Annotated in this window: 19 protein-coding genes; 9 read left to right on the top strand and 10 right to left on the bottom strand. The window is 72.0% G+C overall.

What is annotated here, in order from left to right; translation table 11 throughout:
* Positions 1 to 10 precede the first annotated feature (10 nt).
* Together ACFVSL_RS03605 and ACFVSL_RS03600 are read right to left on the bottom strand one after the other, a co-directional pair.
* Complete coding sequence (locus ACFVSL_RS03605) at positions 11 to 1,450, bottom strand: aspartate aminotransferase family protein (protein ID WP_386938579.1); 1,440 nt, start codon at positions 1,448 to 1,450, stop codon at positions 11 to 13.
* A gap of 101 nt (positions 1,451 to 1,551) precedes the next feature.
* On the bottom strand, positions 1,552 to 3,117 hold the full coding sequence (locus ACFVSL_RS03600; protein ID WP_386938577.1) for a CoA-acylating methylmalonate-semialdehyde dehydrogenase: 1,566 nt from the start codon (positions 3,115 to 3,117) through the stop codon (positions 1,552 to 1,554).
* 102 nt (positions 3,118 to 3,219) lie between these two features.
* On the opposite strand from ACFVSL_RS03600, the gene ACFVSL_RS03595 reads away from it, so the two are divergent.
* The 4 genes from ACFVSL_RS03595 (at position 3,220) to ACFVSL_RS03580 (ending at position 6,925) form a co-directional block, all read left to right on the top strand.
* Positions 3,220 to 4,881 carry a PucR family transcriptional regulator gene (locus tag ACFVSL_RS03595; protein WP_386938575.1) on the top strand — a complete coding sequence of 554 codons (1,662 nt, stop codon included), beginning with the start codon at positions 3,220 to 3,222 and terminating at the stop codon, positions 4,879 to 4,881.
* A gap of 93 nt (positions 4,882 to 4,974) precedes the next feature.
* Entirely contained in the window at positions 4,975 to 5,433 is a 459-nt protein-coding gene (locus ACFVSL_RS03590; RefSeq protein ID WP_386938573.1) for a VOC family protein, read from the top strand.
* A 4-nt stretch (positions 5,434 to 5,437) separates the two neighbouring features.
* Positions 5,438 to 6,154: a winged helix-turn-helix transcriptional regulator gene (locus ACFVSL_RS03585; RefSeq protein ID WP_386938571.1), complete on the top strand. Its 717-nt coding sequence runs from the start codon at positions 5,438 to 5,440 to the stop codon at positions 6,152 to 6,154.
* Between the two features lie 123 nt (positions 6,155 to 6,277).
* Positions 6,278 to 6,925: a hypothetical protein gene (locus ACFVSL_RS03580; protein WP_386938569.1), complete on the top strand. Its 648-nt coding sequence runs from the start codon at positions 6,278 to 6,280 to the stop codon at positions 6,923 to 6,925.
* A gap of 117 nt (positions 6,926 to 7,042) precedes the next feature.
* On the opposite strand, the gene ACFVSL_RS03575 is transcribed toward ACFVSL_RS03580, so the two are convergent.
* The 3 genes from ACFVSL_RS03575 to ACFVSL_RS03565 are packed head-to-tail and all read right to left on the bottom strand — an operon-like array spanning position 7,043 to position 10,274.
* Positions 7,043 to 8,419 (bottom strand): NAD-dependent succinate-semialdehyde dehydrogenase, encoded by a 1,377-nt coding sequence (locus ACFVSL_RS03575; RefSeq protein WP_386938567.1) that lies wholly within the window; start codon positions 8,417 to 8,419, stop codon positions 7,043 to 7,045.
* Between the two features lie 26 nt (positions 8,420 to 8,445).
* Entirely contained in the window at positions 8,446 to 8,829 is a 384-nt protein-coding gene (locus ACFVSL_RS03570) for a cupin domain-containing protein (protein WP_386938566.1), read from the bottom strand.
* A complete protein-coding gene (locus ACFVSL_RS03565; RefSeq protein ID WP_386938565.1) occupies positions 8,826 to 10,274 on the bottom strand; it encodes an NAD(P)/FAD-dependent oxidoreductase in 1,449 nt (482 codons plus the stop codon). Before ACFVSL_RS03565 ends, ACFVSL_RS03570 begins: the two co-directional genes overlap by 4 nt.
* Before the next feature lie 146 nt (positions 10,275 to 10,420).
* Between ACFVSL_RS03565 and ACFVSL_RS03560 the strand changes: the two genes are divergently transcribed.
* Positions 10,421 to 12,661 carry an AAA family ATPase gene (locus ACFVSL_RS03560; protein WP_386938563.1) on the top strand — a complete coding sequence of 747 codons (2,241 nt, stop codon included), beginning with the start codon at positions 10,421 to 10,423 and terminating at the stop codon, positions 12,659 to 12,661.
* 3 nt (positions 12,662 to 12,664) lie between these two features.
* Here the strand turns inward: ACFVSL_RS03560 and ACFVSL_RS03555 are convergent, their stop codons facing one another.
* The gene (locus ACFVSL_RS03555; protein ID WP_386938561.1) at positions 12,665 to 12,994 is read right to left on the bottom strand and encodes a hypothetical protein; all 330 of its coding nucleotides are present in this window, start codon (positions 12,992 to 12,994) and stop codon (positions 12,665 to 12,667) included.
* Positions 12,995 to 13,199: 205 nt separating this feature from the next.
* Here ACFVSL_RS03555 and ACFVSL_RS03550 point away from each other — a divergent pair, with 205 nt between their 5' ends.
* The 3 genes from ACFVSL_RS03550 to ACFVSL_RS03540 all read left to right on the top strand — a co-directional run bounded on the left by ACFVSL_RS03550 (position 13,200) and on the right by ACFVSL_RS03540 (position 16,820).
* Positions 13,200 to 15,554 carry an arylsulfatase gene (locus ACFVSL_RS03550; RefSeq protein ID WP_386938559.1) on the top strand — a complete coding sequence of 785 codons (2,355 nt, stop codon included), beginning with the start codon at positions 13,200 to 13,202 and terminating at the stop codon, positions 15,552 to 15,554.
* Between the two features lie 47 nt (positions 15,555 to 15,601).
* Positions 15,602 to 16,279: a GAP family protein gene (locus ACFVSL_RS03545; protein WP_386938557.1), complete on the top strand. Its 678-nt coding sequence runs from the start codon at positions 15,602 to 15,604 to the stop codon at positions 16,277 to 16,279.
* 136 nt (positions 16,280 to 16,415) lie between these two features.
* Positions 16,416 to 16,820, top strand: a complete 405-nt coding sequence (locus tag ACFVSL_RS03540; RefSeq protein WP_386938555.1) for a hypothetical protein — start codon at positions 16,416 to 16,418, stop codon at positions 16,818 to 16,820.
* A 94-nt stretch (positions 16,821 to 16,914) separates the two neighbouring features.
* Here ACFVSL_RS03540 and ACFVSL_RS03535 read toward each other — a convergent pair whose 3' ends face one another.
* From ACFVSL_RS03535 to ACFVSL_RS03525, 3 genes are all read right to left on the bottom strand, one after another.
* Entirely contained in the window at positions 16,915 to 18,375 is a 1,461-nt protein-coding gene (locus ACFVSL_RS03535) for a helix-turn-helix domain-containing protein (protein ID WP_386938554.1), read from the bottom strand.
* A gap of 129 nt (positions 18,376 to 18,504) precedes the next feature.
* A complete protein-coding gene (locus ACFVSL_RS03530) occupies positions 18,505 to 19,053 on the bottom strand; it encodes a cysteine hydrolase family protein (protein WP_386938552.1) in 549 nt (182 codons plus the stop codon).
* An 88-nt stretch (positions 19,054 to 19,141) separates the two neighbouring features.
* Positions 19,142 to 19,552 carry a winged helix-turn-helix transcriptional regulator gene (locus ACFVSL_RS03525; RefSeq protein ID WP_386938550.1) on the bottom strand — a complete coding sequence of 137 codons (411 nt, stop codon included), beginning with the start codon at positions 19,550 to 19,552 and terminating at the stop codon, positions 19,142 to 19,144.
* An 84-nt stretch (positions 19,553 to 19,636) separates the two neighbouring features.
* Here ACFVSL_RS03525 and ACFVSL_RS03520 point away from each other — a divergent pair, with 84 nt between their 5' ends.
* Positions 19,637 to 20,524 carry an NAD-dependent epimerase/dehydratase family protein gene (locus tag ACFVSL_RS03520; RefSeq protein WP_386938547.1) on the top strand — a complete coding sequence of 296 codons (888 nt, stop codon included), beginning with the start codon at positions 19,637 to 19,639 and terminating at the stop codon, positions 20,522 to 20,524.
* A 19-nt stretch (positions 20,525 to 20,543) separates the two neighbouring features.
* Here ACFVSL_RS03520 and ACFVSL_RS03515 read toward each other — a convergent pair whose 3' ends face one another.
* Positions 20,544 to 20,975, bottom strand: a complete 432-nt coding sequence (locus tag ACFVSL_RS03515) for a VOC family protein (RefSeq protein ID WP_386938545.1) — start codon at positions 20,973 to 20,975, stop codon at positions 20,544 to 20,546.
* Positions 20,976 to 21,057: the final 82 nt, after the last annotated feature.

Genomic DNA, 21,057 nt, shown 5'->3' with positions numbered 1-21,057 from the left:
ACGGCGTCGGTCAGCCGGCGGTGACGTACCCGTCGGCGACCGTGAGGGCCTCGTCGATGATGTCGAGGCCGCGCACGAGCTCCTCCTCCGAGATGACGAGCGGCGGGGCGACGTGCATCCGGTTGAAGTGGACGAACGGCCAGAGGCCCGCCTGCTTGCAGGCCGCGGCGACCGCGCCCATGGGCGCCGCGTCGGCGCCTGCGGCGTTGAACGGCACGAGCGGCTCGCGCGTCGCGGCATCCTTCACGAGCTCGATCGCCCAGAACAGGCCGACGCCGCGCACCTCGCCCACCGAGGGGTGCTTCGCGGCGATCTCGCGGAGTCGGGGGCCGACCACGCGCTCGCCGAGGTCGCGCACGCGCTCGAGGATGCCGTCGCGCTCGAAGACCTCGAACGTCGCGACGCCCGGGGCGCAGGCGAGCGGGTGGCCCGAGTACGTCAGGCCGCCCATGAAGGCGACGGTGTCGAAGTGCGAGGCGATCTTCTGCGAGATCACGACGCCGCCGAGCGGTGCGTAGCCCGAGTTGACGCCCTTCGCGAAGGTGATGAGGTCGGGGGTGACGCCGAAGTGGTTCACCGCGAACCACTCGCCGATGCGGCCGAAGCCGACCATGACCTCGTCGGCGATGTAGACGATGCCGTACTTGTCGGCCAGCGCGCGCACGCCCTCGAGGTAGCCGGGCGGCGGCACGAGCACGCCGTTCGTGCCGACCACCGTCTCGAGGATGATCGCCGCGATCGTCGATGCGCCCTCGAGCACGATGACCTGCTCGAGGTGCGCGAGCGCACGCTGCGCCTCCTCCTCGGGGGTCGTCGAGCCCCAGGCGGAGCGGTACTCGTACGGTCCGAAGAAGTGCGCGACCGAGCCGTCGGAGGGCTCGTTCGCCCAGCGGCGCGGGTCGCCGGTGAGCGAGATCGCGGTCGCGGTGCCGCCGTGGTAGCTGCGGTACATCGAGAGCACCTTGCGGCGGCCCGTCACGGCGCGCGCCATGCGCACCGCGTACTCGTTGGCGTCGGCGCCGCCGTTGGTGAAGAACACCTTGTCGAGGTCGCCGGGGGCGACCTCGGCGATGCGGCGGGCGAGCTCGCCGCGCACGTCGGACGCCATCGACGGCTGGATCGTCGCGAGACGACCGGCCTGCTGCTGGATGGCGGCGACGAGGTCGGGGTGCTGGTGCCCGAGGTTCAGGTTCACGAGCTGCGACGAGAAGTCGAGGTACGCGTTGCCCTGGTAGTCCCAGAACGTGGCGCCCTCGCCCGCGGCGATCGGCAGGGGGTCGATGAGGGCCTGCGCGCTCCACGAGTGGAAGACGTGGGCCCGGTCGTCGGCGCGCACCTGCGCGTCGGCGGCCGCGTCGGGGAGCGCGTGCACGGCGCCGTGGCGGTCGGTGTGGACGGCGGTCGCGGGGTCGGTCGCGGCATCCGTCTCGGGAATCAGGGTGTCAGTCATGCGCTGTCGTCCTCAGGTCTCGGTCGAGATGACACCTGTCGTCGGTCGCGGCGGCGCGGATCCGACGACAGGTGTCACCTCGATGGAAGGGGTTGGCTGGGTCAGTGGTTCTGGGGGAAGCCCAGGTTGATGCCGGTGTGCGCGCGGTCGCTGCGCGTGGCCGGGTCGAGCCAGCGGCTCGTGATGGCCTTCTCACGGGTGAAGAAGTCGAAGCCGTGCGTGCCGTACGCCTTCGAGTCGCCGAACAGCGACTGCTTCCATCCGCCGAACGAGTGGTAGGCGACGGGCACCGGGATCGGCACGTTGATGCCGATCATGCCGACCTGCACCTCGTTCTGGAAGCGGCGGGCGGCGCCGCCGTCGTTCGTGAAGATCGCGGTGCCGTTGCCGAACTGGCCCGAGTTGATGAGGTCGAGGCCCTCGTCGTACGACTGCACGCGCACGATCGACAGCACCGGGCCGAAGATCTCCTCGGTGTAGGCCCGCGAGGTGGTCGGCACGTCGTCGATCAGCGTCGGGCCGAAGAAGAAGCCGTCCTCGTGGCCGTCGACGGTGAAGCCGCGGCCGTCGACCACGATCTTGGCGCCGTCGGCCTCGGCGATGTCGACGTACGACGAGACCTTGTCGCGGTGCACATCGGTGATGAGCGGACCCATGTCGGGCTCGACGCCGTCGACGCCCGCGCCGTTGCCGATCTTCAGCTCGGCGATGCGCTCGGTGATCTTCGTGATCAGCTCGTCGGCGACGGGCTCGACGGCCAGCACGACGGAGATCGCCATGCAGCGCTCTCCGGCCGCGCCGTAGCCCGCGTTCACGGCCTGGTCGGCGACGAGGTCGAGGTCGGCGTCGGGCAGCACGAGCATGTGGTTCTTCGCGCCGCCGAGGGCCTGGACGCGCTTGCCGTGCTTCGAGGCGGTCTCGTAGATGTACTGCGCGATCGGCGTCGAGCCGACGAACGAGATCGACTGCACGATCGGGGAGGTGAGCAGGCCGTCGACGGCGAGCTTGTCGCCCTGGAGCACGGTGAAGACGCCGTCGGGGAGACCGGCCTCCTTCCACAGCTCCGCCATCCAGAGCGCGGCCGACGGGTCCTTCTCGCTCGGCTTCAGCACGACGGCGTTGCCGGCGGCGATCGCGATGGGGAAGAACCACATCGGCACCATCGCCGGGAAGTTGAAGGGGCTGATGATGCCGACCACGCCGAGCGCCTGCTTCAGCGAGTAGACGTCGATGCCCGAGGAGGCGTTCTCGGAGAAGGCGCCCTTGATCAGGTGCGGGAACCCGGTGGCGAGCTCGACGACCTCCTGGCCGCGGAGGATCTCGCCCATCGCGTCGGAGAGCACCTTGCCGTGCTCGGCCGTGATGATCGCGGCGAGCTCGCCCTTGCGCGAGTTGAGCAGCTCGCGGAACGCGAACAGCACGCTCTGGCGCTTGGCGATGGAGTAGCCGCTCCACACCTCGAAGCCGGCCTGCGCCGACGCGATCGCCGCGTCGATCTCGGCCTGGTCGGCCAGTGCGACCTCGGCCTGCACGGCGCCCGTTGCGGGGTTGTAGACCGGGGCGGTGCGGCCCGAGGTCGACGCGCGCAGCGCGCCGTCGATCCAGTGCCCGATCGCCGGCACTTCGGGGTTCGAAGTGGGCGACGTCGCGGTCTCGGTGATACTCATGACAGGTCCTTCCGGGCGGTGCATCAGGCCGTTCAGACAGAATGGCCGACGCTCGACTAAGCTTCTGATTCCAAGTGTTGCAGAGGCGAAGAGAGCGAAGCGGTGCCAGATCGTCGCGAAGATCAGTCGATCCGAACGGATCGTCCGGACGGCCCGAACGGGTCGTCGGCGAGCACGACGGGCGACGGTGCGGCGCTGCCGACCGTCCGCGAGATCCTGGCGTTGCCGGCCGTCGTCGCCGGGGTGCCCGAGGCGCTCTCGGCCGACGGCGGGGCGCTCGACGCGCGGGTGCGCTGGGTGCACGTCTCCGACAGCGCGGGCGTCGCCCGGCTCCTCGACGGCGGCGAGCTGCTGCTGTCGACCGGATCGGGGTGGCCGACCGACCCCGACGAGCTCCACGACTTCATCTCGGGCCTCGTCGACGCCGGGCTCGCCGGCCTCGTGCTCGAGCTCGGCGTGCACTACCGCTACGTGCCCGCCGTGGTCGAGCAGGCGGCGCGCGAGCGCGGGCTCGCGCTCGTGGCGCTCCACCGGGAGGTGAAGTTCGTCACCCTCACCGAGGCCGTGCACAGCCGCATCATCTCCGAGCAGACGACCGCGCTGCGCGCCCGCGACGAGGTGCGCGAGCGCTTCACCGCGCTGAGCCTGCGGGGTTCGCCCGCCGACTACATCGTCGCCCAGCTCGCGCAGACCCTCGGGGCGCCCGTCGTGCTCGAGAACCTCGCCTACGAGGTGGTCGCCGCCGAGGTGCCCGCCGGCTCCGAGGCCGAGCTGTTCGCGAACTGGGAGCAGCGCTCCCGGCAGGCGCATCGCGAGCCCGACGAGTGGCTGATCGTGCCGGTCGAGGCGCGGGGCATCCGCTGGGGCCACCTCATCGCGCTGCCGGGCCCCGCCCATCCGGCCGGTCGCACCGGCGTGCTCGAGCAGGGGGCGATCGCGCTCGCGCTCGGGCGCCTCGCCGACGGCGACGACGCCGACGAGTGGGTGCGCGCGGGCCGGCAGCGGCTCATCGACGGCCTGCTCGAGGGGCGATTCGCCGGCCTGCCCGCGGCGGCGGCGCGGCTCGGCGCCGCCGGGCTGCCCGTCGAGGGGGCGACGCTCCACGGGCTCGTCGTCACGGGGGCGCCGGTGACGGCGTCGCGGGCGGATGCCGCGGCGCAGGCGCTCGGCGGACGGGCCGTCTCCGGCGCGGCGCCCGGCTGGCCGCGGCAGACCCAGGCGAGCGTCGTGCTGCTGTCGCTGCCCGACGGCACGTTCTTCGCCGATGCGGCCGCGCGCGAGTTCGCCCGGGCGCTGGTCGGCGACGAGGCATCCGCCGATCACCTGGTGCTCTCGATCGGCCAGGCGGCGTCGGGGCTCGACGGGCTGCTCGGCTCGGTGCAGGAGGCGATCGACCTCGCCCGTGCGCCCGGGTCCCGGTCGCAGCGGGGCCTCGCGATCCGCCGGGCTGAGGACCGCCCGCTGATCAGGCTCGTGACCTCGCTGCGCGACGACCATCGGTTGCTCCGGCACAGCGAGCAGATGCTCGCCCCGCTCATCGAGTACGACCTCGCGCGGGGCGGCGACCTGCTCGACGTGCTGGGCGCGACGCTCGCCCACCCGGGCAACCGCACCGCCGCCGCGGGCGCGTCGCACCTCTCGAGGTCGGTGTTCTACCAGCGGCTGTCGCTCATCGGCCAGCTCCTCGGCGTCGACCTCGACGACGGCGAGACGCTCACCGCGCTGCATCTCGCGCTCCTCGTGCGGCGCAGCGCGCTGCGCTGACGGATTCTTCACTTGCTATTGACAAGTGAACTTGCAAAGAGCAAGCTGGAGCACGAAACACCGACGACCACTGACGATCCCTCGGAGGCGATCATGACCGCGACCAGCATCTTCGTGAACCTGCCCACCAACGACCTCGACCGCTCGAAGGCGTTCTACGAGGCACTCGGGTTCAGCATCAACCCGCTCTTCACCGACGAGAACGCCGCCTGCGTCGTGCTCGACGAGAACATCTACTTCATGGTGCTCACCCGCGAGTACCTCGGCACCTTCACCGACAAGCAGATCATCGACACCAAGACGCAGGCCCAGACGAGCATCTCGTTCACCCGCGACTCGCGCGACGAGGTCGACGCCGTGCTCGCGAAGGGGCTCGCCGCGGGCGGCACCGAGCCGCGCGACGCGCAGGACTACGGGTTCATGTACTCGCGCGACCTCGAAGACCCCGACGGCAACCTCCTCGGGTTCCTCTTCATGGAGCAGGCGGCGGTCGAGCAGGGGCCCGACGCCTACCTGGCCGGCCAGGCCGAGTCGCAGTCGGCGACGGCCTGACCGCATGGCGACACGCGGCGCGCGCGGCTTCGGCCAGTACGGCGGAGCCGCCCGCGCACTCGAGCGGGTCGGGGATCGATGGGCACTGCTCATCGTCCGCGACCTGCTCGTCGGCGCGCGCCGCTACGGCGACCTCAAGGCGGGGCTGCCGCGCATCCCGACGAACATCCTGAGCGACCGCCTGAAGGAGCTGCAGGAGGCGGGGGTCCTCCGCCGGGTGCCGAGCGTGCGCGGGGGCTACGAGCTCACCGAGCTCGGCCGCGGCCTCGAGCCGGTGATCGTCGCCCTCGAACGCTGGGGCTGGGGGCTGCTCGGCGATCCGGGCGACGGCGAGACGATGAGCGCCGACTCCGTCGCCATCGCGCTGCGCGCGGCATTCCGGCCGGATGCCGCGGCCTCGCTGCCGCCCACCGAGTACGTGCTGCACGTGGCGGGCGACGGCTCGGCGGTCTCGGTGTCGGCCATCGTCGTCGGCACGAGCCTCGACGTGGTGCCGGTCGGCGACGGCGCGCTCCCGCAGCCGCGCCGGCGCTCGGCCCTCGAGCCCGTGCCGCAGGCGGTGCTCGAGCTCGAGCTCGCGCCGGTCGCGCTGCGCGCGCTGCTCGCGGGGGAGTCATCCGCCCCGTTCGCGGGCGATGCCGAACTGCTCGCTCGGTTCGGTGCGACGTTCCGCATCGACCCCGCCCGGCCGACGCCCGGGGCGACCGCGGCGGTGGCCTGACCCGAGTCGCCGGGCCGTGCGTGTTACCGAAGCGATATCCGCGCCTCCGTTTCCCGGGCGACTCCCTCGATAGCCTGAGCCTGGCGGTTCCCCCGCATGTCACCGATTCCGCGAGGAGTGTCCATGTCGCAGGCCCGCCCGTCCATCTCCGCATTCGTCTCACTCGGCGTCGTGGCGATCGCCGCGTTCGGACTCGCCGGGTGCGCCTCGCCCAGCGGGGCGACGCCCGAGGAGTCGGCGAACGCCGCACCCTCGGCCGAGCCGACGCCGGTCGCGACGCCGACGCCGTCGCCCGCCGCGGTCGATCCGGCCGACGTGACGACCTGGCTCATCACGACCGAGGGCATGGGGCCGATCCAGCGGGGCGCGTCGTCGACGGAGACGATCTCGGGGCTCACCGCCTTCGAGACCGAGGAGTACTGCCCCGGCCGCCTGGCCCTCTCGGCCGACGGCGCGGCCGCGCTCCTCGTCGTCACCCCCGAGGGCGCCGACGAGATCTCCGCAGTGTGGGCGAGCGGCCGAGCCGATGCCGACGGCGTCGTCCCGGCATCGCCGCACACCGAGGCGGGCATCGAGCTGGGGTCGACCCTCGACGAGTTGACCGCCGCCTATCCCGAGCTCGAGCCGACGAACCAGACCGGCGCGAGCTCGCAGGGCTACGCCGTGGGCGACGATGCCGACGGCCACCTCAACTTCCTCGTCGAGAGCGACGTCGTCGTGATGATCGGCGTGCAGGAGCAGGCCGGCGTGCCGAAGGAGTTCTGCGGCTGATCGGCGCCGCTCCGGGTCGTGCTCGGGGCCGTCGTCGACGACTCGACCGCGCGCCCGCCCGAACGCGAAGGGACCCGCAGGCAGCGCCTGCGGGTCCCTTCGCGGTGATCGGGTCGGCTACTTCGCGACGAACCGCAGGCGGCGGTTGGCGAACTCGCCGATGCCGACCGGGCCCATCTCCCGGCCGAAGCCCGAGCGCTTCACGCCGCCGAAGGGCAGCTCGGCGGCCTCGGCGGCGATCGTGTTGACGTGGGTCATGCCGACGTCGAGCCGCGCGGCGACCCGGGCGGCTCGCGCCTCGTCGGTCGAGAACACCGAGCCGCCGAGGCCGAAGGGGCTGTCGTTGGCGAGGTCGACGGCCTCGTCGTCGCTGTGCACGCGGTACACCGTCGCGACCGGGCCGAACATCTCCTCGCGGTACGACTCGGAGCCGCGCGGCACGCCGGTCAGCACCGCGGGCGAGAAGTACGCGCCGGGGCCGTCGGCGAGCACGCCGCCGACCTCGAGGGTCGCGCCCTCGGCGACGGCCTTCTGCACCTGGGCGTTCACGGTCTCGGCCGCCGCCCGCGACGACAGCGGCACGTACTGCCCCTCGCCGAGGTTCAGCTGGTCGCCCGGCTCGAGGCCCGTCGCGAGGCGGCGCAGCTCGGCGACGAACTCGTCGTAGATGTCGTCCATCACGATGAGCCGCTTGTTCGAGTTGCAGACCTGACCGCCGTTGTAGACGCGGAAGTCCCAGGCCGCCTGCGCGACGCTCGCGACGTCGTCGGAGTCGAGCACGACCATCGCGTCGTTGCCGCCGAGTTCGAGCACGCACTTCTTCAGGTGCCGGCCCGCCTGCTCGCCGATGATGCCGCCGGCCCGCTCCGAGCCGGTGAGCGAGACGCCCTGCACCCGCGGGTCGGCGATCATCGTCGCGATCTGCTCGTGCGAGGCGAAGACGTTCTGGTAGCCGCCGACCGGAACCCCGGCCTCCTCCATGATCTCCTGGATCGTCAGCGCCGAGCGGGCGCAGATGTCGGCGTGCTTCAGGATGATCGTGTTGCCGAGCACGAGGTTCGGCGCCGCGAAGCGGGCCACCTGGTAGTACGGGAAGTTCCACGGCATGACGCCGAGGAGCGCCCCCACGGGCAGCTGCTCGATGATCGCCTTGCCGGGGATCGTCGACGGGATCTCGTGGTCGGTGATCAGGCTCGGCCCGTGCACCGCGTAGTACTCGATGATCGATCGGGCGAACTCGACCTCGTCGAGCGACTCGGCGATCGACTTGCCCATCTCGACGGCGATGAGCCGTGCGAGTTCGTCCTTGCGCTCCTCGAAGAGCTCGGCCACGCGCTTGACCACCGCGGCGCGCTCCTGCACGCTGCGCTCGCGCCACTCGCGGTAGGCGGCGTCGGCCGCTGCGAGGGTCTCCTCGATCTGCGCGTCGGTCGCGGCCTCGAAGGTCTCGACGATCTCGCCGGTCGCGGGGTTCTGCACCCGATACTTCGCCATGATGTTCCTCTTCTTCTCTCCGAGCCTCAGCGCTCGATGAATACCTTGCGGAGCGGCTCGCGCACCGTCCAGATCGTCTTCATGCCCGCCTCGAGGCGGACGACCGCGCCCGGGGCGAGCACGATGGGGTCGCCGGGGCGGCCGGTCGACGGCACGTGTTCGAACTCGACCGTCGCGGCGCCGGCGAGCACGACGAAGACCTCGTCGACCTCGACGTCGCGCATCGCGCCGACCGACATCTCCCACACGCCGATCTCGCCGGCCTCCGCCGCGTCGAGCGCGCGGTACGCGGTGGTCGGGCTGCCGGCGACGACCTGGTCGGCCGGCACCGGCTCGTGCTCGAGGGCGAGGCCCGGGGCATCCGTCAGTGCGCCGGCGAGGAGGCGCAGCGCGGTCTCGCCGCCGCTCACGAGTCGAACCCCAGGCCGAGCGCGTCGAGCGTCTTGAGCAGGAGGTTGCGCTTGCCGCGGTTGTGGTCGGCGCGGTCGAGCGACCAGCGGGTCGCGTTGATGCCCATCGCCGCAGCGGGCTCGGGCGGGAAGGGCAGCGGGCGCTTGCGCACCATCTCGAGGGTGGTGCGCTCGTTCTCGCGGCGCTCGAGCAGGTCGAGCATCGTCTCTGCGGCGAAGCGGGTCGACCCGACGCCGAGGCCGGTGAACCCGGCGGCGTACGCGACGCGGTGGTCGCGGGCCGTGCCGAAGAACGCGGTGAACTGGGTGCTCGTGTCGATCGCGCCCGCCCACTTGTGGCTGAACTTCAGCCCCTCGAGCTGCGGGAACGTCGTGAAGAAATGGCTCGCGAGCCGCTGCCAGCTCTCGGGCCGGTTCTCGTACGACTCGCGCACCTTGCGGCCGTAGTTGTAGATGGCGTCGTAGCCGCCGAAGAGGATGCGGTCGTCCTTCGAGAGCCGGTAGTAGTGGAACTGGTTGGCCATGTCGCCGATGCCCTGACGATCGTTCCAGCCGATCGAGGCGAGCTGCTCTGCCGACAGCGGCTCGGTCATGAGCACGTAGTCGTACACCGGCACGGTCATGAGTCGGTTGCGCTTCAGCAGCGACGGGAAGACGTTCGTCGCGAGCACCGCGTGCTTCGCGTCGACGCGGCCGCCGTCGGTGACGACGCTGACCGCGCCCGTCGAGCCCGGGGTCTCGAGGCGCCGGACGGGGGAGTGCTCGAAGATCTCGACGCCGCGCTCCTCGGCGACGCGGGCGAGCTCGGCGGCGAGGCGGGCCGGGTGCAGCATGCCGTTGGTGCGCTGCTCCCAGACGCCCGCGAGGTAGGTCGGCGAGGCCACCGAGGCCTGCATCGCGGCCTCGTCGAGGTACACGAGGCCCGCTTCGCCGCGCGCCGTGCCCTCCGCGTACCACTCCTTCAGCCACTCGACCTGGTGCTCTTCGACGGCGGGGGCGAGCTGCCCGGTGCGCTCGAAGTGGAAGTCCATGCCGTACTTCGCCTCGGCGGCCTCGATCGCGTCGAGGTTCTCGAGGCCGAGCCGGTCGAGCGTCGCCATCTCCTTCGGCCAGCGCGCCATGCCGTTCTCGTGGCCGTGCGTGAGGCTCGCCTCGCAGAAGCCGCCGTTGCGGCCCGAGGCGGCCCAGCCGACCCGCTTCGCCTCGACGAGCACGACGTGCGCGTCGGGGTTGCGCTCCTTGGCGAGCAGCGCCGTCCAGAGGCCGGTGTAGCCGCCGCCGACGACGACGAGATCGGCGACCGAGGTGCCGGCGAGCTTCGGCCGCGAGGGCTTGAGCGCCTCGGGCAGGTCGTCGATCCAGAAGGTCGAATGCGAGGTGCCACCGAGCGCGTGCTCGATGACGGAGGGCTGGGGGATGCGTCGTTCGAAGACGGTGGTGCCCACGGGCTATCACTCCGATGCGATGGTAGGTCCCACCATCCTCGCCCGCCGGGGCGAGCGACCGCCACCTCGCGCTGTCGCGAGTTCGACGGCGGTCCGGACAAGGTGTCGCACGCCGATTCGACGCCGGGAGTACATAGAATCCGGATATGGACGGACTCACGACCGTGCACGAGGACGTTTCGTCGCGATCGGGCGCCGGCGCGGCCTCGCCGAAATTCGCGCCGCCACGGGGTCGCGGCGGGGCTGTGAGCCGCCGCCGCCTGATCGAACGCGCCCGCGCGACGGGCGCTCCGCTCGTGAGCCTCGCGGCGCCCGCCGGGTACGGCAAGTCGACGCTGCTGCGGGAGTGGGCGGAGCGCGACGACCGCGTGGTCGTCTGGGTCTCGCTCGATCGGTTCGACAACGACCCGTCGGCGCTCATCAACGTGCTGGCCGGGGCGTTCGACCGCGCGGTGCCCGGCGACGAGCGGCTCGCCGCCGTGGCCGCGCTGCCGATGACGGGGCCCGCGGTGCTCGGACGTGCGGCACCCATGCTCGCCGCCGCGATCGAGCTCGTCGAGTCGCCGTTCGTGCTCGTGATCGACGATCTCCACGAGGCCGAGGCCCCGGCCTGCCAGGACGCGCTCGAGGTCGCGCTCGCCCGCATCCCGAGCGGGTCGCAGGTCGTCATGGCCAGCCGTCAGGTGCCCGAGTTCCTGTCCCGCCTCCGCCTCGACGGGGAGGTCGTCGAGATCGGCGCCGATCAGCTCCGCCTCGACGTCGACGACGCCCGGCGGGTGTTCGAGACCCTCGACGCCGTCGCCGACGACGACGACCTGACCCGGCTCGTCGCGCACACCGAGGGGTGGCCGACCGGCGTCGCGCTCGCCGCGCTCGCCGCACGCGACGGCGGCCATCCGGTCGACATCGGCGGCGACGACCGCTTCGTCGCCGACTACCTCTACCGGGCCTGCTACCGCGCGCTCGACGCCGACGACCAGGCGTTCCTGCGGCGCACCGCCCTGCTCGAGCACCTCTCGGCCGGATGCTGCGACGCGGTGCTCGAACGCGACGACTCGCGGGGGCGCCTGAACGAGCTCGAGCACCGCGGGCTCTTCCTCGTGCCGATCGACCGGCGTCGCGGCGAGTACCGGTACCACCAGCTCTTCCGCGAGTTCCTGCTCTCCGAGTTCGATCGCGCCGAGCCGGGATCGGGTCCTGCGCTGCACCTCAGGGCGGCGGAGTGGTGCGAGGCGCACGGCGAGGTCGCGCTCGCGATCGAGCACCTGCTCGCCGCGGGGGACCGGCGGCGGTCGGTGCGGCTCGTCGCCGAGCGGGCGCTCGGCGCCTATCAGGCCGGCGAACTCGCGGCGGTCGCGCGGTGGATGCACGAGCTCGGTCCCGAGGCGATCGCCGAGTACCCGCCGCTCGTCGTGCTCGCGGGACTCCGGGCCATCCTCGACGGACACGCGGCCGAGGCCGACGGCTGGGCACGGCTCTTCGATCGCATCGAGTACGACGGGCCGGCCGAGCTCGGGCTGCCGAACTACGACTCGGCCCGTGCGATGGTGCGGGTGATCATGTGGCGCGAGGGGCTCGAGGCGGCCACGGCCGATGCGGCCTTCGGCCTCGAGTCGGAGTCGCCGTCGAGCCTGTGGCACGACCAGGCGCTCCATCTCGTCGGGTGGACCCGGCTGCTCGCGGGCGACGTCGACGGCGCGGTCGAGGCGTTCGAACGATCCTCCGGCCAGGCCGAGCTCTTCGGCAACGCCGACTCGATCGTGCTGAGCGAGGCCGAGCTCGCGATCATCGCCCTCGATCGGGGCGACGTCGCGCCGGCCGCCGCCCACGTCGACCGCGGGCTCGCCGCGATCGACGAGCACGGCATGGACGGCTACGCGACCACCACGCTCCTGCTCGCGGTCGGCGCCCGCGTCGCGATCCGGCGGCAGGACGGGCCGACGGCGAAGCGCATGCTCGCGCGCGCCATGCGCGACCGCGGGCTCTGCACGCACGTGATGCCGGTCTTCGCGGTCAAGGTCCGGCTCGAGCTCGCCCGCGCCTTCGTCGCGCTCGGCAAGGGCTCCACGGCGGCCCACCTCCTGCAGGAGATCGACGACCTCGTCCGCGTGCGACCCGACCTCGGCACCCTCCTCGACGACGTCGCCGAGCTGCGGTCCTCGATCGAGCACTCGAGGGAGGTGCTCGGCACCTCGCCGCTGACGCCGGCCGAGCTGCGGCTGCTGCCGTACCTCCAGACGCACCTGACGATCGGCGAGATCGGCGACCGGCTGTTCGTCTCGCGCAACACCGTGAGCTCGCAGCTCGGCTCGATCTACCGAAAGCTGCAGGTCACGACGCGGGGCGCTGCGGTCGCCCGGGCGGAGGAGCTCCGGCTGCTCGGCTGAGCCTCAGCTGTCGGACGGGACGAAGGTCTCGAGGTCGAGTCCGAGCGCCACCGCGAGGTGCTGCGCAGCCGCCACCGCGCGCGGCATGCCGACGACGGGCACCACCGCGACCACGAGGTGCACGAGCTCGGGCCCGGTCGAACCCGCCCGGATCGCGGCGTCGACCGCGGAGGAGAACGAGGCGTCCGTACCGCCGACGCCGCAGAGCGCACCGAGGCGGGCGAGTGCGAGCGCCTTCGGGCTCAGCGGCCCGTCGACGGGTTCGGTCAGGCTCTCGCCCGAGAGCCGGTCGTCGTCGATCGCCAGGCGACGCAGCAGTTCGAGGTGGTCCATGCCGGGCTCCAATCGGTGCTCCCGATCCCACCCCCCTTCACGGGCTTCCGCATCATGCAGATCACGCGAATGATGGGCGGCGTGTCTGCATCGTGCGATCTGCGTGATGCCGTCGGCCCATCGGTTGATCACGATGGAGAGTCGGCGCCCGGCGCCGCGGACCCAGGACTGCGCCCCGGGGGCGGGGGAAGACAGGAGAATCGCAATGACCGACAACGCATCCCACTCGATCGTCGGAGCGCCGTTGCCACCGGCCCGCACGCTGCCGTTCCCGCCCAAGCCGTCCGGCAGCATCCCCGGCCGTACCCTGGCCGAATCGACGTACTCGCCGCTGCCGCCCGAGCACCGCCTCGGCGAGCAGGCGCCCAACGTGCTCGTCATCCTCATCGACGACGCCGGCCCCGCGCTGCCGAAGCCGCTCGGCGGCGTCGTCGAGACGCCGACACTCGATCGCATCCGCTCGAACGGCCTCGGCTACAACCGCTTCCACACGACGGCGATGTGCTCGCCGACCCGCGCCTCGCTGCTCACCGGCCGCAACCACCACCGGGTCGGCAGCGGCCAGATCGCCGAGCTCGCGAACGACTGGGACGGCTACTCGGGTCACATCCCGAAGTCGAGCGCCACGATGGCAGAGGTGCTGCGCAACTACGGCTACTCGACGGGCGCCTGGGGCAAGTGGCACAACACCCCCGCCGAGGAGACGACGTCGTCGGGGCCGTACGACCGATGGCCCACCGGATACGGGTTCGAGTACTTCTACGGCTTCCTCGCCGGCGAGGCATCGCAGTACGAACCGAACCTCGTGCGCAACACGACGGGGGTGCTGCCCCCCAAGACGCCCGAAGAGGGCTACCACCTCAGCGAGGACCTCGCGGACGACGCGATGCGCTGGCTGCGGGACCACAAGGCGAACGCCCCCGACAAGCCCTTCTACATGTACTGGGCGACCGGGGCCATCCACGGGCCGCACCACATCATGAAGGAGTGGGCCGACAAGTACAAGGGCCGCTTCGACGACGGCTGGGACGCCTACCGCGAGCAGGCGCACGAGGGCGCGAAGGCGGCGGGCTGGATCCCCGAGACCGCCGAGCTCACGCCGCGGCCCGAGAGCCTCCAGGGCTGGGACGACATCCCCGAGCACCAGAAGCCGTTCCAGGCGCGCCTCATGGAGGTGTGCGCCGGGTTCGGCGAGCACGCCGACGTGCAGGCGGGCCGCCTCGTCGACGAGCTCGAGCGACTCGGCTACCTCGACGACACGATCATCCTCTACATCTGGGGCGACAACGGCTCGTCGGGCGAGGGCCAGAACGGCACGATCAGCGAGCTGCTCGCGCAGAACATGATCCCGACGACCATCGACCAGCACATCGCCGCGCTCGAGGAGCTCGGCGGGCTCGACGCCCTCGGCACTCCGGCCACCGACAACCAGTACCACGCCGCCTGGGCGTGGGCGGGCTCGACGCCGTACCAGGGCATGAAGCTCATGGCCTCGCACCTCGGCGGCACGCGCAACCCGATGTTCATCCAGTGGCCCGGGCGCATCGCGCACGATCCCGAACCGCGCACGCAGTTCCACCACGTGATCGACGTCGTGCCGACGATCTACGAGATCCTCGGCATCTCGCACCCCGACATGGTCAACGGCATCCCGCAGGACCCGATCGACGGCACGAGCTTCGCGTACTCGATCGACGACGCGGCTGCGGACGGCCGGCACCGGGTGCAGTACTTCGAGGTGATGGCGAGTCGCTCGATCTACTCCGACGGCTGGATGGCGTCGGCCACCGGGCCCCGCCTGCCGTGGGTGCCGGGAGCCCCTCCCGGTATCGCGACGTGGACGCCGGACGCCGACGCCTGGGAGCTCTACCACCTCGACGAGGACTGGAGCCAGGCGCACGACCTCGCCGCCGAGCACCCCGAGAAGCTCGCGCAGCTGAAAGAGCTGTTCGCGATCGAGGCGGCGAAGAACGACGTGCTGCCCGTCGGCGGCGGGCTGTGGGTGCCGGTCTACCACCCCGAGTTCCGGCTCGGGCCGGCCTACACGGAGTGGGACCTCTCGCGCGACACGGTGCGCGTCCCCGAGTTCTGCGCGCCCGCCCTCGGCAACAAGCCGAACACGGTCACGATGAAGCTGCAGCTGCCCGAGCGCGCGAACGGCGTGCTCTACAAGCTCGGCGGCTCCGGCGGCGGCCTCACGTGCTTCCTCCTCGACGGCGTGCTCACCTACGAGTACAACCTGTTCCTCGTGCAGCGCACGACGATCGCGTCCGCGTCGCCGATCGAGGCGGGGGAGGTGACGGTCGAGATCGTGACCGACTACGTCGAGCCGCGCCCCGGCGGGCCGCTCTCGGTCGCGCTGCGCGTCGACGGTGCCGAGGTCGGCTCGGGCACGGTCCCGGTCAGCGCGCCGCTGCTGTTCTCGGCGAACGACTGCCTCGACATCGGCCGGGCGTACGGCGGCGCGGTGTCGCGGGCGTACGTCGACCGCATGCCGTTCGCCTTCGACGGGGCGATCGAGTCGGTGCACATCGGGTATCACCTTCCGCCGAAGGCGTGACGTCCGCTGAGCATGCAGCGCACTGACGAGACCGCGATCGGCGCGGCATGAGCGGGATGCTCGAGGCATTCGCCCATGTCGTGCCGATCGCGGTCGCGGTCGCGGCGAGCTCCGTGCCGATCCTCGTCACGCTCTCCATCCTGCTGTCGCCGAACGGCGACCGCGTCGCCCTGCCCTTCCTCTCGGGATGGCTCGTCGGCATGACCGTGCTCGTCATCGGGTGCACGCTGTTCGCGCAGGCGCTGCCGCGCCAGGGGTCGCAGCGCGAGCCCGAGCAGGCCGTCGGCATCGCCGAGATCGTCGTCGGCGCGCTCATCCTCGTCGTCGCCGTCGTGAGTCGGTTCCGCTCGCGGGGCACGACGACCGACGAGCCGCCCAAATGGCTCGGGCGGTTGAGCCGCATCGGCCGCGGCGAGGCCTTCGCCCTCGGCGTGGCGCTCAACATCCGGCCGAAGAGCCTGCTCCTCGTCGCGGCGGCGGCGCTCTCGATCCGGGGCGCAGGCCTCACGGCGGTCGAGGCGGTCGTGGTGATCGCCTGCTTCGTCGTGATCGGCGCGTCGACGGTCGCCGTGCCCATCGTCTCGGCGCGGGTCGCGCCCGGGCGGACCGCTCCGAGGCTCACGACGATGCGCGACTGGATGTCGCGGAACAGCCGGTCGATCAGCGAGCTGATCCTCGTCGTGATCGGCGTCTTCGTCATCGTGTCGGGGATCGGCCGGCTCTGATCCGCCGGCCGGCGGGCGACCGGAATCATGCAACCTGAGTGATGCCTGTGCGCGCAGGCGCTCGGTACCGTGGCGGCAACCGAGGCGACGCGCGGCCGTGCCCGTGCGGCGCCCGCCGAATCCACTGGGAGGAATCATGAGCGACACCGAAACGACCGGCTGGGTCGGTTGGGGCTACTTCGCCGCGATCATGCTGCTGGTCGCGGGCATCTTCGACGCGATCTACGGCCTCATGGCCATCATCGGCCCCGACAGCGCCTACTTCGTGACGAACGAGGGGCTGTTCCTCATGAACGTCGCGGGCTGGGGCTGGTGGCACCTGCTCATCGGCATCGTGCTGATCCTGGCCTCGCTGGCGCTGTTCGCCGGCGCGACCTGGGCGCGGGTGGTGGCGATCATCCTCGCGATCGTCAACGCGATCGGCCAGCTCTTCCTGCTGCCGGCGCAGCCGTGGTGGTCGCTCATCGTGATCGTGCTCGACATCCTCGTGATCTACGCGCTGACCGTGCACGGCAAGGAGCTGCGCAAGGCGGCGAGCTAGCCGTTCGACCGACGCCCGGGCGGGCCGGTCTCGAGCCGGTCCGCCCGGGCGCTGTCGTGCGACGAGGGGAGCGTCGAAGACGAGCGGCGCGCGCTCAGTTCGGCGCGTGCGCCTCGAGGAACTGGTAGACCTCGGTCTGGTCGACGCCCGGGAAGGTGCCCGTCGGCAGCGCCGCCAGCAGCGAGGTCGGCGTGCGCGCGGCGGGCCACGAGGCATCCGCCCACTTCTCGGCGAGGCCCGACGGCGCCTGGCAGCATGCCGGGTCGGGGCAGCGCGACACCGCCCGATGGGGTGTCTCGCGGCCGCGGAACCACTTCACGTGCTCGAACGGCACGCCGACCGACACCGAGTACTCGCCCTCCTTCGCCTTCTCGATGCGCGAGGTGCACCAGAACGTGCCCGAGGGGGTGTCGGTGTACTGGTACCAGGGGCTGTAGCGGTCCTCGACGTCGAACACGGTTCGCGCCGTCCAGTTGCGGCACATCGTGGTGCCCTCGATCGCACCCAGCGCGTCGCTCGGGAACCGCACCCGGTCGTTCTCGTAGGCCTTGATGATCGTGCCCGACTCGTGCACCTTCGTGAAGTGCACCGGGATGTCGAGGCGCGCGGTCGCGAGGTTCGTGAAGCGGTGCGCCGCGGTCTCGTACGAGACGGCGAACGCGTCGCGCAGGTCCTCCATCGAGATGCGGCGCAGGTTCTTCGCCTCGGAGAGGAAGCGCACGGCCGCCTGCTCGGGCAGCAGCAGGGCGGCCGTGAGGTAGTTCGTCTCGATGCGCTGGCGCAGGAAGTCGCCGTAGTTCGCGGGCTCCTCGTGGCCGAGGAGGTGGCTCGCGAGCGCCTGCAGGATGGGCGAGCGCGAGTCGCGCGAGGGCGACTGCTGCGTCGGCAGGTAGATGCGGCCGTGGTGCTTGTCGGTCACCGAACGGGTCGAGTGCGGCAGGTCGCCCACGTAGTGCAGCGAGTAGCCGAGGTGGGAGGCCATGTCGGCGACGAGCTGGTGCGAGACCGGCCCGCCGGTGTGCCCGACCGCCTCGAGCAGTTCGGCGGCCTTCTGCTCGAGCTCGGGGTAGAAGTTGTCGCGAGCGCGCATCTCGGCGCGGAGCTCGCCGTTGGCGCGGCGCGCCTCCTCGGGGGTGGCCGCACGTTCGCGGTGCAGGCGGTCGATCTCGTTGTGCAGGGCGAGGATCGTCTGCAGGGTCTGGTCGTTCATCGTCTTGGCGACGCGGAACGGGTCGAGCCCGAGCGCCGCGAACACGGGCCCGCGCTGCGCGCGCTCGACGGCGATCTCGAGGGCGACGCGCTCGTTGGGCGCGTCGGTGCGCAGCAGCTCGTCGACGGAGGTGCCGAGCGCGAGCGCGATCGTGCGCAGCATCGAGAGGCGGGGCTCGCGCTTGCCGTTCTCGATCGCCGACACCTGGCTGGGCGCCCGGTCGATGGCGCGCGCGAGCTCGCCGAGGGTCATGCCGCGGGCGGTGCGGCGGTCGCGGATGCGCCGGCCGAGCGTGAGCGCGTCGAGCTGCTCGGCGGCTTCGGCGGTGGCATCGACGGTGATCATGCCATCGATGGTCACACGCGCGGGCGGTTCTCGCAAACGGAACAATCGGAGAAGTTCTGTCGAATCCATCTCCAGATCGTCGAGATCGCGGCGAAACGGATGTCTCGCCTGCGAAGAACTCGGGAAGTGCTACCGCTGCGCGATGATCTCCTCGGCGCTCGCGACCGCGGCGTAGTTGCCGTCGAGCGCGGCCATGAACGCGGCGTGCACCTGGGCGCCCGGGACGACGACCCCGCCGAACTCGAGATCGGGGGCGGCGCACGCGTCGTGGGCGACGGTCACCGCGAAGCCCGCGTCGGCCGCCGCGCGCACGGTCGCGTCGACGCACATGCTCGACATCATGCCCGCGACGACGAGCTCGTCGGGGGCGAGCGCGCGCAGCCGTTCGTCGAGGTCGGTCCCGAGGAAGGAGTTCGGGTTCTCCTTCGTAACGAGCGCCTCGCCGGTGAGCGGTGCGACCGAGGGGTGGATCTCGACGCCCGGCGTGCCCGGCTGGAAGAACGCCGCGTCGGGGGCGTCCCAGATGTGCTGCACGTGCACGACGGGCTCGCCGCGCTCGCGCCACGCCGCGAGCAGTCGCGAGGCCTGCGCCGCCGCCGCGTCGGTGCCGACGAGCGGGTGACGCCCGCCGGGGAAGTAGTCCTGCTGGATGTCGATGATGATGAGCGCTCGGGTCACTCGCCCAATGTAACCGGCCCGGGGCGCACCGGCACCGGCACCGACACCGATGCCCGGTCGTCGGGGAGCACCGGGCGGGCGAACCGCCTCAGTCGGCTGCGCGCTCGCGGGAGGCGAGCACCTCGGGCACGTGCCGTTCGGCCCACTCGCGCATCGCGGCGATCGGCTCGAGGAGGGATTCGCCGAGCGGGGTGAGCGAGTACTCCACGCGCGGCGGGGAGTCGGCGTAGGCGCGGCGCTCGACGAGCCCGTCGGCCTCGAGCGCGCGCAGCGTCTCGGTCAGCACCTTCGGCGTGACCTCGCCGACCCTGGCTCGCAGTTCGGTGAAGCGCAGCGTGCCCGCGCGCGAGAGGGCGAGGATGACGAACATCGTCCAGCGTTCGCCGATGCGGCTCAGGATGACGCGGCTGGGGCAGTCGGGCGAGAGCACGTCGCGCACCTCGTCGTCGCCCGACGTCGGGGCGGCGGCGGCCGCGATCGTGACCTGGTGCTGCGACATCCGACCCCCCCCCATGACGGCTCGTGCTTCCCTCGAGGGAAGTTCCGTTGAAGTAACCGGCGTCCGCTCCGTAGCGTCGCAGGCATGAGGATTCTACTGACCGGGGGAACCGGATACATCGGATCGGCGGTGCTCGACGAACTCGTCGGCGCCGGGCACGAGGTCGTCGCGGTCGTGCGCAGCGAGCGCGCCGCTCGAGCGGTCGAGGCGCGCGGCGCCACCGCAGCGATCGGCGCGGCGACGGATGCCGCGTGGCTCGCGCCGCTCCTCGCCGACGTGGACGGCGCGGTGCACGCGGCCGCTCCCGCGGCCGACGCCGCGGCCTTCGACGGTGCGATCGCCGACGCCGTCGTCGAGGCCTTCGGCGGCACGACCCGCCGGTACGTCCACACCGGCGGCATCTGGGCGTACGGCGCGGGTGAGGCGCTCGACGACGACGCCCGGCCCGAAGCGCCGGAGCTCGTCGCCTGGCGGCTGCCGATCGAGGAGCGGCTGCTCGAGTCATCCGTCTCGGCCACGATCATCGCGCCCGGCGTCGTCTACGGCGACGATCGCGGACTCGTGCAACTCGTCACCGAGGCGCCGCGCGACGCCGAGGGCCGCATCCTGCTCATCGGCGACGGCGAGCAGCACTGGACGTGGGTGCACGTCGGCGACCTCGCCCGCCTCTACCGGCGGGCGCTCGAGCACGAGCACGCGCTCGGCCGCGTCATCGGCAGCGACGGCTCGCCGACGACCGTCCGCGCGGTGGCCGAGGCCGTCGTCGCAGCCGGTCGCGCGAGCGGGGTCGTCGCCGAAGGGGCGGAGGCCTCGCGCGCCCGCCTCGGCGCGGCGTTCGCCGACGCGCTGCTGCTCGACCAGCGGGCGAGCGGCGCGAAGGCCCGTTCGCTCGGCTGGCTGCCCGAGCACGGGGGCGTCCTCGCCGAGCTCGCGGGGCGTTCGGGGCGTTCGGGGCGGGAGGCCGCCGCCTGAGGGGCGGCGGCGCCGCGCCTCACCGTTCCTGCAGGAGCTCGTCGCGCGCGGCGAGCATGTCGAGGTAGTGCACGTTCGTCATGACCCCGAGCACGTTGCCGAAGGGGTCGACGACCGACGCGGTCACGAACCCGGGCCCGTGCTCGGTGATCGGCAGGAGCGGCGCGGCGCCGAGCTCGACGAGGCGGGCGACCGCTCCCTCGAGGTCGTCGACGTGCCAGTGCACGAGCGCGCCGCCCGCGCCGGCACCGAGCTCGGCCGGGGCGAACCGCCGGTCGATGAAGCCGAGCTCCTGCTGGTGGTCGCCGATGCGGAACTCGACGTACGCGGGACGCCCGTCGGGCCCGGGGCGCGAGAAGTACGGCTCGATGCCGAGCACCTCGGTGTACCAGGCCGCCGCCGCGGCGGGGTCGTCGACGTAGCAGTTGATGGTGGCGATGCCTCGCAGCATGGGGTTCTCCCTCGTGTTCCGGCGACCCGTCGTCGCCTGGTGAATCCATGATCGAACGCAGAAGTGCTCACCTTCTGACTAC

The organism is Agromyces sp. NPDC058064, from assembly GCF_042885275.1.
Classification (GTDB): Bacteria; Actinomycetota; Actinomycetes; order Actinomycetales; family Microbacteriaceae; genus Agromyces.
Note: the sequence above shows the minus strand (reverse complement) of the source record. Positions and strands in the feature narration are given on the sequence as shown.

Excerpts from the sequence above, each read along its gene's own strand:
- ACFVSL_RS03605 (WP_386938579.1), bottom strand. The coding sequence starts at position 1,450 with ATGACTGACACCCTGATTCCCGAGACGGATGCCGCGACCGACCCCGCG.
- ACFVSL_RS03520 (WP_386938547.1), top strand. The coding sequence starts at position 19,637 with ATGAGGATTCTACTGACCGGGGGAACCGGATACATCGGATCGGCGGTG.
- ACFVSL_RS03575 (WP_386938567.1), bottom strand. The coding sequence starts at position 8,419 with ATGGCGAAGTATCGGGTGCAGAACCCCGCGACCGGCGAGATCGTCGAG.
- ACFVSL_RS03600 (WP_386938577.1), bottom strand. The coding sequence starts at position 3,117 with ATGAGTATCACCGAGACCGCGACGTCGCCCACTTCGAACCCCGAAGTG.
- ACFVSL_RS03590 (WP_386938573.1), top strand. The coding sequence starts at position 4,975 with ATGACCGCGACCAGCATCTTCGTGAACCTGCCCACCAACGACCTCGAC.
- ACFVSL_RS03540 (WP_386938555.1), top strand. The coding sequence starts at position 16,416 with ATGAGCGACACCGAAACGACCGGCTGGGTCGGTTGGGGCTACTTCGCC.
- ACFVSL_RS03555 (WP_386938561.1), bottom strand. The coding sequence starts at position 12,994 with ATGGACCACCTCGAACTGCTGCGTCGCCTGGCGATCGACGACGACCGG.
- ACFVSL_RS03525 (WP_386938550.1), bottom strand. The coding sequence starts at position 19,552 with ATGTCGCAGCACCAGGTCACGATCGCGGCCGCCGCCGCCCCGACGTCG.
- ACFVSL_RS03560 (WP_386938563.1), top strand. The coding sequence starts at position 10,421 with ATGGACGGACTCACGACCGTGCACGAGGACGTTTCGTCGCGATCGGGC.
- ACFVSL_RS03535 (WP_386938554.1), bottom strand. The coding sequence starts at position 18,375 with ATGATCACCGTCGATGCCACCGCCGAAGCCGCCGAGCAGCTCGACGCG.
- ACFVSL_RS03545 (WP_386938557.1), top strand. The coding sequence starts at position 15,602 with ATGAGCGGGATGCTCGAGGCATTCGCCCATGTCGTGCCGATCGCGGTC.
- ACFVSL_RS03550 (WP_386938559.1), top strand. The coding sequence starts at position 13,200 with ATGACCGACAACGCATCCCACTCGATCGTCGGAGCGCCGTTGCCACCG.
- ACFVSL_RS03515 (WP_386938545.1), bottom strand. The coding sequence starts at position 20,975 with ATGCTGCGAGGCATCGCCACCATCAACTGCTACGTCGACGACCCCGCC.
- ACFVSL_RS03585 (WP_386938571.1), top strand. The coding sequence starts at position 5,438 with ATGGCGACACGCGGCGCGCGCGGCTTCGGCCAGTACGGCGGAGCCGCC.
- ACFVSL_RS03580 (WP_386938569.1), top strand. The coding sequence starts at position 6,278 with ATGTCGCAGGCCCGCCCGTCCATCTCCGCATTCGTCTCACTCGGCGTC.